The sequence below is a fragment of the Streptomyces sp. NPDC046925 genome, assembly GCF_040644915.1.
Taxonomy (GTDB): Bacteria; Actinomycetota; Actinomycetes; order Streptomycetales; family Streptomycetaceae; genus Streptomyces.
Genome location: NZ_JBEYWZ010000002.1, coordinates 865,990 through 880,489, shown reverse-complemented (window position 1 = coordinate 880,489; position 14,500 = coordinate 865,990). Strand labels below are relative to the sequence as shown.

At 68.2% G+C, this 14,500-nt stretch carries 10 protein-coding genes; 3 read left to right on the top strand and 7 right to left on the bottom strand.

Annotated features, from left to right (window positions below):
- Positions 1-165: 165 nt before the first annotated feature.
- Both ABZ906_RS10260 and ABZ906_RS10255 read left to right on the top strand, forming a co-directional pair.
- Entirely contained in the window at positions 166-4,221 is a 4,056-nt protein-coding gene (locus ABZ906_RS10260; RefSeq protein ID WP_361379947.1) for an AAA domain-containing protein, read from the top strand.
- The gene (locus ABZ906_RS10255; RefSeq protein ID WP_361379944.1) at positions 4,218-5,060 is read left to right on the top strand and encodes a hypothetical protein; all 843 of its coding nucleotides are present in this window, start codon (positions 4,218-4,220) and stop codon (positions 5,058-5,060) included. Before ABZ906_RS10260 ends, ABZ906_RS10255 begins: the two co-directional genes overlap by 4 nt.
- Before the next feature lie 216 nt (positions 5,061-5,276).
- On the opposite strand, the gene ABZ906_RS10250 is transcribed toward ABZ906_RS10255, so the two are convergent.
- The 7 genes from ABZ906_RS10250 to ABZ906_RS10220 all read right to left on the bottom strand — a co-directional run bounded on the left by ABZ906_RS10250 (position 5,277) and on the right by ABZ906_RS10220 (position 13,851).
- Positions 5,277-6,800 carry an aldehyde dehydrogenase family protein gene (locus ABZ906_RS10250; RefSeq protein WP_361379941.1) on the bottom strand — a complete coding sequence of 508 codons (1,524 nt, stop codon included), beginning with the start codon at positions 6,798-6,800 and terminating at the stop codon, positions 5,277-5,279.
- 112 nt (positions 6,801-6,912) lie between these two features.
- The gene (locus ABZ906_RS10245; protein ID WP_361379939.1) at positions 6,913-8,169 is read right to left on the bottom strand and encodes a GAF domain-containing protein; all 1,257 of its coding nucleotides are present in this window, start codon (positions 8,167-8,169) and stop codon (positions 6,913-6,915) included.
- 86 nt (positions 8,170-8,255) lie between these two features.
- The gene (locus ABZ906_RS10240) at positions 8,256-8,855 is read right to left on the bottom strand and encodes an N-acetylmuramoyl-L-alanine amidase (protein WP_361182797.1); all 600 of its coding nucleotides are present in this window, start codon (positions 8,853-8,855) and stop codon (positions 8,256-8,258) included.
- 38 nt (positions 8,856-8,893) lie between these two features.
- Entirely contained in the window at positions 8,894-9,907 is a 1,014-nt protein-coding gene (locus ABZ906_RS10235) for an acetamidase/formamidase family protein (protein ID WP_361379936.1), read from the bottom strand.
- Between the two features lie 441 nt (positions 9,908-10,348).
- Entirely contained in the window at positions 10,349-11,764 is a 1,416-nt protein-coding gene (locus ABZ906_RS10230) for a tetratricopeptide repeat protein (RefSeq protein WP_361379933.1), read from the bottom strand.
- Positions 11,765-11,911: 147 nt separating this feature from the next.
- Positions 11,912-12,850, bottom strand: a complete 939-nt coding sequence (locus tag ABZ906_RS10225) for a MerR family transcriptional regulator (protein ID WP_361379930.1) — start codon at positions 12,848-12,850, stop codon at positions 11,912-11,914.
- A gap of 89 nt (positions 12,851-12,939) precedes the next feature.
- The gene (locus tag ABZ906_RS10220; RefSeq protein ID WP_361379927.1) at positions 12,940-13,851 is read right to left on the bottom strand and encodes a LysR substrate-binding domain-containing protein; all 912 of its coding nucleotides are present in this window, start codon (positions 13,849-13,851) and stop codon (positions 12,940-12,942) included.
- 96 nt (positions 13,852-13,947) lie between these two features.
- Between ABZ906_RS10220 and ABZ906_RS10215 the strand changes: the two genes are divergently transcribed.
- Entirely contained in the window at positions 13,948-14,487 is a 540-nt protein-coding gene (locus ABZ906_RS10215; protein ID WP_361379924.1) for a cupin domain-containing protein, read from the top strand.
- Positions 14,488-14,500: the final 13 nt, after the last annotated feature.

Genomic DNA, 14,500 nt, shown 5'->3' with positions numbered 1-14,500 from the left:
CCGCATCTGCGCCGTATGTGCTTCCGACGCGCCCCCTGCGTGTCCCAATTTTGCCTGTGGCATGACCCCTTCCACTCGTACTTTGATCTGTTCGTCTCGACCCGAGAGCGGACCACGGCCCTTACAAGGTCGGAGCTAGCTGTCCAGTCCAGCCAAGGGGGAGACATGGACGAACACGTGGGACCTGCACGCCGCCGGGCGGTGGAGGTCTGCGCACAACAGTGGTCCGATGAGCTGATCGACTTCGGCCCCTACAACACGCTGCTGCACTTCAAAGACACGAAGCGGGCGACCCTGGACGTCACCTATGCGGCGTCACCGGCGCTGACCTCGCTACTAAACGGCCGCACAACCCGACTGGCCAGCCTTTTCCCGGCCTCTGATGATCACAAAACAGCGTGGGCGCGAGCGCGTGGTCTCCGCCGCAAGATGGTCGAACTGGCGGAGGAACAAGGCATCGACGCCGGGCACCTGGCGCTTGGCCTGGTGCGTGTCGAGCCCCCAACAACGCGTGGCAGCCGTCCGCTTGCAGCCCTGCGTGCTCCCCTTCTCCTCCAGCCGCTGACCATTGAACCGCGCACCGCGACGGAGAGCGACTTCGTCCTCGAAGGAGTGAGCGAAGCCGAGATCAATCCGGTTCTGCTCTACGCCCTGAGCCGCCAGTACGGCCTGGATGGCGATCTCGAGGAGCTCTCTGACAAGATCGCGAACGCGGTCGAGGAGTGTGCGGATCCTGGTGACCGTACTCGTTGCGCCTATGCGGTATTGCAGACGGCTTGCACGCGTAGCCATCTCAGTGTGGAGCTGGAAGAACGTGTGGTGGCCGGCGTCTTCAGCTTCGACCGGCTTCCCATGGTCAACGACCTCGCCGGGTCGGTCGACTTGCTGGCGAGCCACCCGGTTGTAGCGGTCCTTGCTAAGGACAAGGAGGCCGAACGCGCTCTGCGTGCGGAGGCAGACTCTCACGTGCCCTCCAGCGCGGACTCCACCGCACCTCGGTCGGAGTATCTGGTACGGGACGCCAACGGCTCTCAACAGAAGGCCATCAGCGCCGCATTGACCGGCGCTCACCTCGTCATTGAGGGACCACCCGGCACGGGCAAGAGCCAGACCATCGCCAACCTGATCGCCGCCTTCGCGGCAATGGGTAAACGGACGCTCTTCGTCGCCGAGAAGCGTGCCGCCATCGAAGCGGTGACCGACAGTCTTGCCGAGGTCGATCTCGATGGGCTGGTCTTCGACCTGCATGGCAACAAGCTCAGCCGCCGCCAGACCGCCCAGCAGCTGTATGAGGCCCTGGAACGCGCTGGGAAAGAGCCTCCACCCCGCTCTGACGGTCTCCACCGAAGCCTTGATGGCCATCGGGAGCAGGCCCTGCGGCACGTCCAGGTGTTTCACCAGTCTCTGGCGCCTTGGGAGATCAGCCCATACCAACTCATCGCACGCCTCATGGCCAGCCCTCGGGACCAGCACACCCGGCTGCGGCTACGTGGCGGCGACCTGTACCGCCTCCACGGAGAGCAGCTCCGCCAAACCGAAAGCGACCTGCGCGCCCTTGTGGCCAAGAACGGCCTTCTGGTGCGAAGCGGATCCTCCCCCTGGTCTCACCTGCCGGTTCGTTCCGACAACGAACTGCATTCCGTCGTAGCCAGCCTCGACCAACTCACCGGCCGTGCTTTGACAGATGCCCGACGCACCGTCGAGAAGCTCGTGAACGCAGCGGGATTGCGACCGGCCGACGACGTCCATGGATGGCAATCCCTCCTCACTCTGCTTCACGACGTCACCACCACCCTCAGCCGCTTCGAGGCAGCCGTCTTCGACTCCGGCCTGAACGACATGATCGCCGCGACAGTCGACCCCGCCTGGCGCAAGGAGCGCTCATTGAAGGTCGGTTGGTGGCAACGTCGAAAGCTGACAGCCAGAGCGCGGGGACTGGCCAAGGACGGCTGTCGAACCCGCCCTTTGCTACACGCGGCACTCACGGAGGCTGCCGATCAGAAGGCCCGGTGGCAGGAACATGCTGCGACTGATGACAGCAGCCCGTGGGCCGTCCCCGGGCTGTCCAACGCTGTCGCCTCCTTCACGCAGGTGCGTGATCAGCTGGCTGCGATCGCCCTGTGCGTGCGCTGGGACGGGTGGGAGAACACGTCCACCGACGAGGTTGACCAGTTCATCCAGCGACTTGACCAGGACCGCGCGACGCTGTTGCGGATGCCCGAGCTCAACCAGCTCACCGACCGCCTGGAGTCGGTCGGGCTCGGCCACTTTCTGGATGAGCTCGCCGAAGCCGGAACCTCGCCCGACGGGGCTATCGGAACCCTGAACCACCTCTGGTGGGCCTCTGTACTGGACGAGGCCCACATGCAGCACCCCTACCTACGCTCCTTCGTCGGAACCGAGCACGATCACACGATCGAGCAGTTCCAACGTCTCGACCGCACCCATCGAGACCTCAACCCGGCTCGCGTCCGATACGAGGTCGCCACCCGCCTGCGGAAAGCCCGCGATACGCACCCCGACCAGAACACCCTCGTGCGCACCCAGGCCCACCGAAAATCCCGACACCTGTCCGTCCGTAGACTGGTTGAAAAGGCGCCGGACGTCCTCATGGCCGCCAAACCGTGCTGGGCCATGTCCCCACTCGTCGCGAGCCGCGTCCTTCCCGCCACCCGCCTCTTCGACGTCGTCATCTTCGACGAAGCCAGCCAGGTCCTTCCGCAGGACGCCATCACATCCATCATGCGCGCCCACCAGGTCATTGTCGCCGGCGACCCGCACCAACTACCCCCGACGACCTTCTTCCAGAAGCTTCTCAGCGGCGCGGGCGAAGACTCCGATGACGACGAGTCCGGCGACGCCGCACCAGATGACTTCGAATCCCTCCTCGACATGCTGTGCAGCCACCTCCCTGTACACACCCTCAAATGGCACTATCGCAGCCGCGACGAACGCCTCATCGCCTTCGCCAACCACACCATCTACAACGACACACTCGTCACCTTTCCGGGCACCACCCAGGCGAGTCCCCTACGCCTGGACATCGTCGACGCCCAGGTCCGCCCCGGCCAATCCGGCTCCTCCGACGAAGAAGTACAACGGGTTGTCGACCTCGCTCTGGCACACGCCACCCACACACCGAGCCAGAGTCTCGGAGTCATCACCATGGGACAGCGGCACGCAGAGCGGATCGAACTGGGCCTGACCCAAGCTCTGAAGGACCACCCGGACCTGCAGGACTACTTCAGCCCCGACGCAGGCCCGCGCCAACGCTTCTTCGTCAAAACGATCGAGCAAGTCCAAGGCGATGAACGAGACGCCATCATCCTCAGCATCGGCTACGGGAAAGCCGCCAACGGACGCCTGGCCATGAACTTCGGCCCGCTCAACAACGAGGGGGGAGAGCGCCGCCTCAACGTGGCGATCACCCGCGCCCGCCAGTCGATGACCGTCGTCACCTCATTCACCCACCACGACTTCGACCCGTCCAAGCTCCTGGCCACCCGCCACCGCGGCCCCGAAATGCTACGCGCGTTCCTGGAGTACGCCTCTCACGGAGGAGACCTCCAGCGCACCGGCAGTGCACGCACCGACTGGAACCTCAATGGTTTCGAGCAACAGGTCCTCGCCGCCCTCGAAGCAGCTGACGTCCCGGTCACTCCGCAATGGGGCGTGTCCGGCTACCGAATCGACTTCGCGCTCGGCCACCCCACACGGCCCGGACAGATGATTCTTGCCGTCGAAACCGATGGCGACCGCTACCACCGAGCTCCCAGCGCCCGCGACCGCGACCGACTGCGTCAAGAACACCTGCAACGCCTGGGATGGCGCTTCCACCGCATCTGGGCGTCCAGTTGGTTCGCCAATCCAAGTGCCGAACTCGAACGGCTCCTCGACACCTGGCGTGATGCCACAGATCGGGCCGACCGCGCACCAACCCCCGATCCGGTTCACCACCCGCCGGCTCCGCCTCCGGAAGTCGGGCGCGGCGCACGCCCCACCGTGCCGCAAGGAGGACGCACCGCCGACTACAGCGACGCCGACCTGCTCGCCTTGGCCAACTGGCTCCTGAGCGACGGGTACCAGCTCGATCGCGACACCCGCGTCGGCCAGGCCCTCACCGAACTCGGCTTCAAACGGCGCGGTCGCGTGATCACCGAACGTCTCATCCGCGCCTTCGAACAGGCCCAGAACCCGGCAGATAAGGAAGCGTACAGATGAAGAAGCTCGACATCCTGACCCTTGAGCGCGTCGCTCGCCTCATCGTCGACATTGACGGCCCCTTCGAACGGCGCGGATACCAGGTGGAACAACTCCTGCGACGCGCAGCCTGGCCATCACCTCCCGACTACGACGGCTCACCGCGCATCGCGTGGCTCACGGACGTCATGGCCGGTACCGATGACCACGCCGCTGTCAGTCGACTGCTTTGCCGCATCTGTGACCCGCTCGAGTACGACGACGGCGAGTCGTCCGCCGACCTCATCCGCCAAGAGCTGAACAGTCTCCTCGCAGCAGAGCGGGTGGCCGTCACCTACGTCGCCGGGCGCCCTGTCCTGGGAGAGATCGGTACTGACGGTCACAGCACGCTGTTCTCCGCTCCCGAGGACCTGGAAGAGCGAATCCGTCCCCTTGTCAGCAGCGAGGAGTTCCTGCAACAACTCATGGAGAGGGTCACCGAAACGCAGATCTGCGAGCAGCACGGTGCGTACGGTATGGCGCTCATCGGCATCGGCAGCTTCACCGAAGCTCTCCTCCTCGACGTACTAACCCACAGAGACCCCAGCCTTCAAAGGGGCTTCCCCCAGGGCGAGAGGCGCGTTGCCCCTGAACGAGCCAGCTTCGCCCTGCTGCTGGAAACCGCGCGCATCCGAGGGTGGATCCAGATGGATGCCCACGACTTCATGGCGATCGTCCGCGAGTATCGAAACTTCGTGCACCTCCGCAAGCAACGAGAGCGCGGCGTTATCCCGGACCGCGACACGGTCGGCATGTGCTGGGGGCCAGTCCTCGCGGTACTCAACGACCTTGAGACCACCCGAGAGCCCACTGCCGTGTGATCACGCCCGTCACCCGAGGTCGTCTGCCCTTCCTCGCATGCTTCGCTCCGCTGAGGGTGCCGCAATGTAGCGCCCCAGCTGGCCCGTGGCTGGTCCGGGGCGGGCGCAGATTCGTGGTGAGTGGGTCCGGAAGGTTGTTGAACGGTTACGGATAGTGGCTGCGCCCTGTGGGTGCCTGAAAGGGTAAATCTTCTTCCAGGCACCCAACTTGAGGTTCTAGAAGAACCCAAGCTTCTGAGGGCTGTATGAACAAAGAATGTTCTTGGTCTGCTGGTAGTGCTCCAGCATCATCTTGTGCGTCTCGCGGCCGATCCCGGACTGCTTGTAGCCGCCGAACGCGGCGTGCGCGGGATACGCGTGGTAGCAGTTCGTCCAGACTCGGCCCGCCTGGATCGCGCGGCCGGCGCGGTAGGCGGTGTTCATGTCGCGCGTCCAGACACCGGCGCCCAGGCCGTACAGCGTGTCGTTGGCGATCTTGATGGCGTCGTCGAAGTCGTTGAACGTCGCGACCGAGACGACGGGGCCGAAGATCTCCTCCTGGAAGATCCGCATGCGGTTGTCGCCCTCGAAGATCGTCGGCTGGACGTAGTAGCCCCCGGCCAGCTCGCCGTCGTACGTGATCCGCTGGCCGCCCGTCAGGACCTTGGCGCCCTCCTGCTGGCCGATGTCCAGGTAGGAGAGGATCTTCTCCAGCTGGTCGTTGGAGGCCTGGGCGCCGATCATGGTGTCGGTGTCCAGCGGATGGCCGGGCACGATCTGCTCGGTGCGGGCGACCGCCGCCTCCATGAACTCGCTGTACTGACCCTGCTGGACGAGGGCCCGCGACGGGCACGTACAGACCTCGCCGTTGTTGAGCGCGAACATGGTGAAGCCCTCGAGCGCCTTGTCGCGGAAGTCGTCGTCGGCGGCCCACACGTCGTCGAAGAAGATGTTCGGCGACTTCCCGCCCAGCTCCAGCGTCACCGGTTTGATGTTCTCCGAGGCGTACTGCATGATCAGCCGCCCCGTCGTGGTCTCCCCGGTGAAGGCGACCTTCGCGACGCGCGCACTGGAGGCCAGGGGCTTGCCCGCTTCGACGCCGAAGCCGTTGAGGATGTTGACGACCCCCGGCGGCAGCAGGTCGGACACCAGGCTCATCCAGTAGTGGATGGAGGCCGGGGTCTGCTCGGCGGGCTTGAGGACGACCGCGTTGCCCGCGGCGAGAGCGGGCGCGAGCTTCCAGGTCGCCATCAGGATGGGGAAGTTCCACGGGATGATCTGCGCGACGACGCCGAGCGGCTCGTGGAAGTGGTACGCGACGGTGTCCTCGTCCACCTCGCTCAGCGACCCCTCCTGCGCACGCAGGACTCCCGCGAAGTAGCGGAAGTGGTCGATGGCGAGCGGGATGTCGGCGGCCAGCGTCTCGCGGACCGGTTTGCCGTTCTCCCAGCTCTCGGCCACCGCGAGCTGTTCGAGGTTGGCCTCCATGCGGTCGGCGATCTTCCGCAGGACATCCGCGCGAGCGGTCGGGGACGTGCGGCCCCAGGCCGGCGCGGCGGCGTGCGCCGCGTCCAGGGCACGCTCCACGTCCTCGGCCGTGCCGCGGGCGATCTCGGTGAAGGGCTGACCGTTGACCGGGCTCGGGTTCTCGAAGTACTGGCCGCGGGCGGGCGGCACGTACTCGCCGCCGATGAAGTGGTCGTAGCGGGCCTGGTAGGAGACAACTGCACCGTCGGTGCCGGGCGCTGCGTAACGGGTCATCTTGCTGGCCTCCCGGGGAAGGCTGCCCGCCGTTGGGCAGCTCTCGCCCGGAGAGTAGGAGCGCCGACGTTGCACGTACGTTGCAGAAGACCGGCCGCGATTTCGGGGCGCCTTACCCGGCGTCGGTCAGCTCCGCGTCCAGCTCCCGGAGGCGGGCAAGCACCCACGGGGTCGCCCGCACCTGCGCCAGCGCACGCCACGCCGGCAGATCGTCCTCGCCCCAAGGGGTGCCCACCCAGTCGGTCAGAAGGTCCGGATCACGGCATGCGATCAGCTCCGCCCGCAACTGATCGGCGAGCCTGCGTCGTAGCCGCGCCACGGCAGGTGCCTGCGAAGCGGGCAGGAGCGGCCCCGCGTACGCGGCGGCGGCCGCGGCGACCGCCCCCGAACCGAGCCGCCGTTCGACGACGTCGACATCCGACTCGACCGGCACCGACAGCCGGTACGGGCGCGATCTCAGCAGCTCCGGCCCCAGGAGGCGCCGCAGCCGGGCCAGCTCGACCCGCAGCGTCACCGGCGTCACCGACTCGTCCTCGTACAGCGCGCACAGCAGCTCGTCGCCGGTCAGCCCCTCCGGGTGGCGGGCGAGCAGGAGGAGGATCTCGCTGTGCCTGCGGCTCAGCCGCACCTTGCGGCCACCGGTCAGGAGCAGCGCCTCGTCCCGGCCGAGCGCGGTGAGCCCCACGCTGTCGCCGGCCCGCACCGGCGGCGCCAGCAACGCCAGCTGCGACTCCGCCGCCCGCGCCACCGCCTGCACGAACGCCAGGCTGTGCGGATGCGCCAGACGATCGCCCCCGGTGATGTCCACCGCCCCGAGCAGCCGCCCGGTACGGGGATCGTGCACCGGGGCCGCCGCGCACGTCCACGGCTGGACGCGCCGGATGAAGTGCTCGGCGGCGAACACCTGCACCGGTCGGTCCACCGCAACCGCCGTACCCGGAGCGTTCGTGCCCATCGCGGACTCCGCCCACCGCGCGCCCGGCACGAAGTTCATCCGCCCCGCCTTCTGCCGGGTCGCGGAGTGACCCTCGACCCAGAGCAGCCTGCCGTGCGCGTCACACACCGCAAGGAGGTGCTCGCCGTCCATCGCGAACGTGCCCATCAGCTCACGGAACAGCGGCATCACCCCGGCCAGCGGATGCTCGGCCCGGTATGCACCGAGGTCACCGTCGGTGAGCTCCACTGCCGCGCCGGTGTCCTCCGGGCTGACCCTGGCCCTGGCCGAGCGGCGCCACGAATCGGCCACCACGGAGCGCACCGGCCGCGTGACCGTCCCCGCCTCGGTGAACCTCTCGTGGGCACGCCGCAGTATCCGCACCCGTTCGGCAGGATCTGCGCCGGCCTCAAGGGCCACCCATGGTTCGGTCAACTCGGCCTCCCGAGACGGCGGTGCGGTGCTGCCATCGTCACCCGCAGAGCCTGCCCCGACAAGCACCAGGGCCCGAGCGGGCGGCGTCAGGCAGAGTTGACCAGGCGGATGTAGCGCGTCCAGTCCCAGTGCGGCCCCGGATCGGTGTGGTCGGCGCCGGGTACTTCGGCGTGACCGAGGATGTGTTTGCGGTCCTTGGGAATGCCGTACGTATCGCAGATGGCCGAGGTCAGCAGCGCCGACTGTTCGTACATCGCGTCGGTGAAGTACTCGGGCTGATCCACCCATCCTTCGTGCTCGATACCGATGCTGCGGGTGTTGTAGTCCCAGTTCCCCGCGTGCCATCCGACGTTGCGCTCGCGGACGCACTGGGCGATGTGGCCGTCCTTGGAGCGCACCACGTAGTGGGCCGAGACCTTCTTCGCCGAGTTCTGGAAGATGGCGAGCGTGTCGGCGTAGGTCTCCTGGGTGACGTGGACGATCACGTAGTCGACGGGGTAGGTGGCGGGGCGGTTGGCTGCCGTGTAGTTGGAGGTGCTTGCCGGGACCCAGTCGGCCAGGGGGTAGTCGACCGCCAGGGGGCGGGCGGTGGCGCGGGTGGCGGGGAGGAGCGCGGCGGGGACGGCGGCCAGGGCCGCTCCCTGCAACAGTGTGCGCCTGCTGGGGAATCGTCTTGCTCGTTCCATGGCCGTCCTGCCTCTCGGTGGGGGGAAAGCTGGACTTCTCAGTGGGGCAGCAGCGTCGCCGTTTCTCGCAGTCGCGCGTGCAGCCCTCGGTGAGTCTCGCGTGCGGGCAGCCACTCTTTGCGGAGCTTGGCCACGCAGGTGTAGTTGGTGTCGCAGACGTTGGCGAGCGGCGACTCGACGGTCTGCGTCGCGAACTGGTAGGCGTCGAGCTCGCTGAAGCCGTAGTCGCGCACCAGCCACTGCACCAGATCGAGTTGGGATATTCGGAAGGCGTCCTCAAGCGGGCGTGCCGAGCCGGTGGAGATGATGTGGGTGTCGGACTCCAGGCGCGGCCAGGGCGTGCTGATCCCCTTCAGGAGTTCGACGATCACAACTGTGTTCATGGCGCACTCGACGGCGACTCCGCAGGTCTCTCCCTCGCCCTGCCGCGCGTGCCCGTCGCCAAGGCTCAGGAGGGCGCCTTCCACGTTCACCCCGAGGTAGCAGGTGACGCCGGCCCGCATCTCGGGCGTGTCCATGTTGCCGCCGTGCGCGTCGGGCACCAGCGCCGAGCGCACCTCCAGGTTGGCCGGGGCGACGCCGACCGTGCCGTGCATGGGGTCCATCGGCAGTGCGATCCCGAAGTCGCCGTCACGTGCGCTGAAGTGCGCGGTGCGCCGGTCACGGTCGAGCTGCCATATCCACACGGTCTCGGGCAGCGGTGGCTGGAGCGATGCGGTGGTGTGGGTGGAGGTGAGGGCCCCGAAGAGCGGGACCGTGGTGGACGCCGCCCAGTCGCGGGCCGGTTCGATCGACACGAAATGCACGGCGACCGTGTCGCCGGGCTCGGCGCCCTCGATGTGGAAAGGACCGGTCTGCGGGTTCAGGTACGGGAACTGGCAGACCTCGGACACCAGGTCCTTCTCGGAGCGCACGTTGCCCGCGAAGCAGTCCTCGGTGAACAGGTCCAGGACCGTACCCGGAGCGATCCGTGCCACGGGAGGCGCACCGCCGAACGTCCAGGCGTACTGGCCCGGTTCGGGTCGCACGGTCAGGATGCGTGGCTGGCTCATGGCAGGGCTGCTCCGCTCTCTCGCTCGCTGGGAAGGCCGGTGGCCTTGTACGGCCGGATGACTCTGAGCAGTCGGATTGCTCCGTGCGGCCGGATGACTCCGTGCGGGCGTATGACTCCGTACGGCCGGACAGCTCCGTACGGCCTGTTGGCTCCGCGACGCGGCAGCCCCGGATCATTTGCCCTCGACACCTGAATCCCCCGATCCACGGGGACACGAAACCGCCGTCCGGGCGATGGTGTCCCGCGTCAATTACGTTACGGCGCAGGCAGGTTGAGGCGGAAGAGCCCGATCTGAATCTGTGTACAGCACCGTGACTGTGGATAACGCGGTCACTCTTGAGGGGGACGGGCCTGGACGGGACGGTCCCAGGCGAGGCGAGGCGAGGCGAGGCGAGGCGAGGCGCGGCGTGGCGATGCGTGGCGAGGCGAGGCTGAGGGTTCAGCCCAATGCGGCGGCGCCCACAGCGGCCTGCTCGTCGGCGCGGGCCGTGGCGGTAGCAGCCTGCCCCGCGTCACCGAGCCGCTCGGCCAGCCGGGCGCGGGCCCGCCAGTTGTAGGGGCAGATGGGACGCAGGTTGATGCGTTCGCTGAGCAAGGTGCGTGCCAGGTCGTGCCGGCCCGAACGGATGGCTGCCTCCACCAGCGTGCGCTGGACGGCGTCGCGCTGGGCGTGGCTGCCGCCGAAGGAGTTGAGGCGGTAGCGGATCGGGGCGAGCAATTCGACCGCACGGGCGTACCGTCGTTGCCGGTAGGCGATGAGCGCACGGCACACCGGGATGCCGATCTCGCGTGTCATCGCGTGGTTCGACACGGCGGGGCCGCTTCGATCGAGCCACTGCTCGCGGTCCTTCACCAGCCGTTCGGCATCGGAGAGACGCCCGGCCCCCGCGTACGCCATCACGGCATGGACGTCGTTGAAGGCGTAGTAGGCGCCGTCCTCGCGCCCCGCCCACGCCCGGGCGAGCGCCGCCCAGCGGGGCTCGACCTCAATGTCGGCCAGGAGCAGCCGCCACAACAGAGCGGAGGCGTCGAGCAGTTCCATGGCGACAGGCTGCGATGTCTCGTTGTGCAGCATGCTGTCGTAGACGCCGAGGACCCGCTCGACGCTCCCCGCCTCCAGCGCGTACAGGGCGTAGTGCCACGCGTTGTGCACGGACAGATAGTTGCCCTCGGCCCAGTCCTCGGTCCGCGCGTCCAGGTAGCGGATCCCCTCGCCGAAGAGTCCCCGCATCTCGTACGTGTGAACGACCGCATGGATGCCCCACACGTCCCGCGGATGCCGTTCGACCGCCCGCAGCCCGATCTCCTCGGCTTGACCGTAGTGCCCCGCCTCTTCGAGGCCGAAGGCGTACATCCCCAGCAGCGGACCGAAATGCGGGTCGTCGCCGTCCCACGCGGAGAGCGCGCCGCCGATCCGGTCGCGCAGCCGCTGGGCGTCGCCCGTGAAGAAGTCGATCTGGTGCCCCACGGCGAGAGCGAGGGCGTCGCGGGGGAACTCGGTGCTGATCTCGCCGAGGATCCCGCCCGCACGCAGTATGTCCCCGTCCAGCCATGCCTCGGCTGCCGCCGTATGCATTTTCTCGCGCGGAGTGAGCCCGGCAAGATCGACCGCGCCCCGGAAGGCGCCGAAGGACCGCCGCGCCTCGGCGGCCTCCTTCTCCTCGGTGCCCAGAAGCCCGAGATAGGCGCCGAAGACGTGCGCCATCGCGGAATCCGGAGAGGCCGCCACCATCGCCTGCGCCTCGTCGGCGACCTCCGCACGGAAGAACAGCAGCGCATCGAGCGCCCGTTCGTAGTGGCGCGCGGCTTCGTCTCCGGTTCCACTCAGGACGTGAGCATGCCGGTCGGTCTCCATCGCAGTCCCCTCTCCCGTCGGCTCCGTCCAGTCTTGCGACTCCACCCGCACGACACGAGGGCGACGCCACCCGATTCACCGGAACGACACAGTGCGGCGCTGCACTGCGGCCGTTCTTGATCCACGGGCGCGCCACGGCTTCAGCCACTACCGCGGCATCCGCGCACGCACGGCCCGGAGTGCCCAGTCGAGTACCGGTGCCAGGCTTTCCGGTGCGGCCCAGCCGTTGATCACCGAGAGCAGGGTGAGGTAGCGGTCCCTGCGGGGGTCGTCCATGGTTTCCAGGCGGGACACCAGGCGGCGGCGCAGCGCGGTGTCGTCGGGGCGGCCGAGGATGTGCGCGTAGTGCCCCGCGAGCGCCGTGACGATGGGCTCGGCTTCGGGTGAAGTCGGGTCGGTTCCTGCCGCAAGGGCCGGATCCACCTGCGCCCGGAGGGCCTCGGCGAGGACGCGCGGCAGGCCGGTGCTGTCGTCCGGGGCGCGGTCGGCCGCCAGGTCTCTGGCCATGCCCTGCATGGTGGAGCGGAACCCCGGGTCCTGGAGCATCCCGGCCAGCTCCACCCATGCTTCGACCTGCTCGGTCTCGGGGTTGTCGGGCAGTTCGGGCGTCAGGGAGCGGGTGACCGCCGCGAAGGAGGGGTGGTCGTACAGGCCGTCGAAGACGGTGCGCAGGAAGTCGTCGATCAGACGTTGGCGTTCGTCTTCGGAGAGCTTGGCCAGCTTGTGCATGAGATCCAACTCCTCAGGGGTGGAGCCGCGCCTTGCCACCGCCGTCAGGACCGCGCGCCGCAGCCGCAGCACCCGGATCTGCACCTCCAGGGCCTCCGCGTGGGCCGCGGCGACCTCGTGCAGCGAGACCTCACGGTCCACGACCTTCCGGATGGTGGGAAGGTCAAGTCCCAGGTCACGCAGGGTGCGTACCAGATCGAGGCGAGCGACGGCGTCGGTGCCGTACAGGCGGTAGCCGGCCGGGCTGCGGTCGGCGGGCGGCACGATCCCCGCATCGGAGTAGAACCGCACGGTCTTGACCGTCAGTCCGGTCCGCCGCGCCAGATCACCGATCGAATAGAGCGTGTCGCCGTTCATGCCCCCACCTTCAGGTCTCCCCCTACTGGAGACTCAAGCTCCGTGACCGGAGACTCAAGCTCCGTGACCGGAGACTCAAGCCGCGTCACCTACGGGGGAGGAGTGCGTGTCTGTTGCGCAGCCGCGGGCTGCAGAGCCGCGATCAACTGCCGGGTCGCGGGAGACAGCGGCCCCGCCCGCACGGCAAGGCTGACGGGCGAGCGCGCGCCGAGCAGCGGCCGGAAGGCGATACGGCGGGCCGGGGGCAGTTCACCCACAAGATCGAAGACGGTCCAGGACGCTGATCCGCCCGCAGCGTCCGCGGCGATCGCCGTCAGAGTCTCCTGCAAGGTGGTGAAGTGCGGCCCTGGAGGCACAGCGATGTCCGAGGCCCGCAGCAGCCCCGTCACCAGGTCGTGGAACGCGGGATTGCGGTCCCGTGGAGCCAACCGCAGCGGCAGGCCCGCGAGATCGGCCGGCTCGAGGCGGGGCAGGGCTGCCAGCGGATGCGACGCGGGCAGCGCGACGAACAGCGGATCGTCCCAGACGCGCACCATGGCCAGTCCCGGCAGCGGCCCGGCGCCCCGGACGAGCGCGGCGTCCAACTCCCCGCTCCGTAGTGCGTCGATACGCCGCTCACGGGCGTCCTGGACCAAGCGGACCCGAAGCCCCGGAGCCTGATCCGCCAGCGCGTCGAGAGCCGGATGCACGCGCTCAGCGAACGCCCTGGCGGTGCCGAGCCGCAGAACACCCTCTCCGCCGGAGACGATCTCGGCGGCCACCTGACCCACGCGCGCGGCGGAAGCCAGGGCCGCCCGCGCCTCCGGCAGCAGCCGCTCCCCGGCAGCAGTCAGGCCCACGCGACGGGTGGTCCGGTCGAAGAGACGAACACCCAGCTCCCGTTCCAGCCGCGCGATCTGCTGGCTCACCGAGGCCTGCACGACGTGCAACCGCCCGGCTGCCCGGCCGAAGCCGCCCTCGTCCGCGACCGTCACGAAGTACTCGAGCTGTCGAAGCTCCACCGCCGTCGCCCCTCCCCGAGACAGGCCCTCTCGACACAGATCCGCCTTCTCGCGCATTCATCAGCGCAAGTGATCACTGCCTTCACGAACGGCTTCTTGGACGCGCCGAGTTCCCGCGATGGACTGGTCTTCACGACCACCACGGCACCGGAGGAGTACGAGATGGAGCGCGACCCGCAGGCCCTGATCGTCCACGAACGAGACGCGGAGGAAGTGCCCCTGCCCGGAGGCGGCCGGTTCCGGCTGCTGGAGGACAGCCGGGGGACCGGCGGGCTGCTGGGCGCCAACCGGCTCGTCCTGCCCGCCGGCGCCGACGGCACGCGCCCGCACCACCACCGCCTGTCCACCGAGCTCTTCCATGTGCTCGACGGAACCATGGAGTTCCTGCTCGACGGCGATGTGACGGCCGTCAGCAAGGGCGGTCTTGTCGTGGTGCCGCCCGGCACGGTGCACGCCTTCGGAGCCTCGGCCGACGGCCCGGCGGAGTTCTTCGCCGTGCTCACTCCGGGGATCGAACGGTTCGGGTACTTCCGGCAGCTGGGGCGCATCGCACGAGGCGAGGCAGGCTGGGACAGCATGGACGAACTGCACGACAAGTACGACGTGCATTTCGACGGCGAGCCCCACTGGCGCTGACCAGCCCCAGCCG

Coding starts and splice junctions, on each gene's coding strand:
- ABZ906_RS10260 (WP_361379947.1), top strand. CDS start 166: ATGGACGAACACGTGGGACCTGCACGCCGCCGGGCGGTGGAGGTCTGC.
- ABZ906_RS10255 (WP_361379944.1), top strand. CDS start 4,218: ATGAAGAAGCTCGACATCCTGACCCTTGAGCGCGTCGCTCGCCTCATC.
- ABZ906_RS10250 (WP_361379941.1), bottom strand. CDS start 6,800: ATGACCCGTTACGCAGCGCCCGGCACCGACGGTGCAGTTGTCTCCTAC.
- ABZ906_RS10240 (WP_361182797.1), bottom strand. CDS start 8,855: ATGGAACGAGCAAGACGATTCCCCAGCAGGCGCACACTGTTGCAGGGA.
- ABZ906_RS10235 (WP_361379936.1), bottom strand. CDS start 9,907: ATGAGCCAGCCACGCATCCTGACCGTGCGACCCGAACCGGGCCAGTAC.
- ABZ906_RS10230 (WP_361379933.1), bottom strand. CDS start 11,764: ATGGAGACCGACCGGCATGCTCACGTCCTGAGTGGAACCGGAGACGAA.
- ABZ906_RS10225 (WP_361379930.1), bottom strand. CDS start 12,850: ATGAACGGCGACACGCTCTATTCGATCGGTGATCTGGCGCGGCGGACC.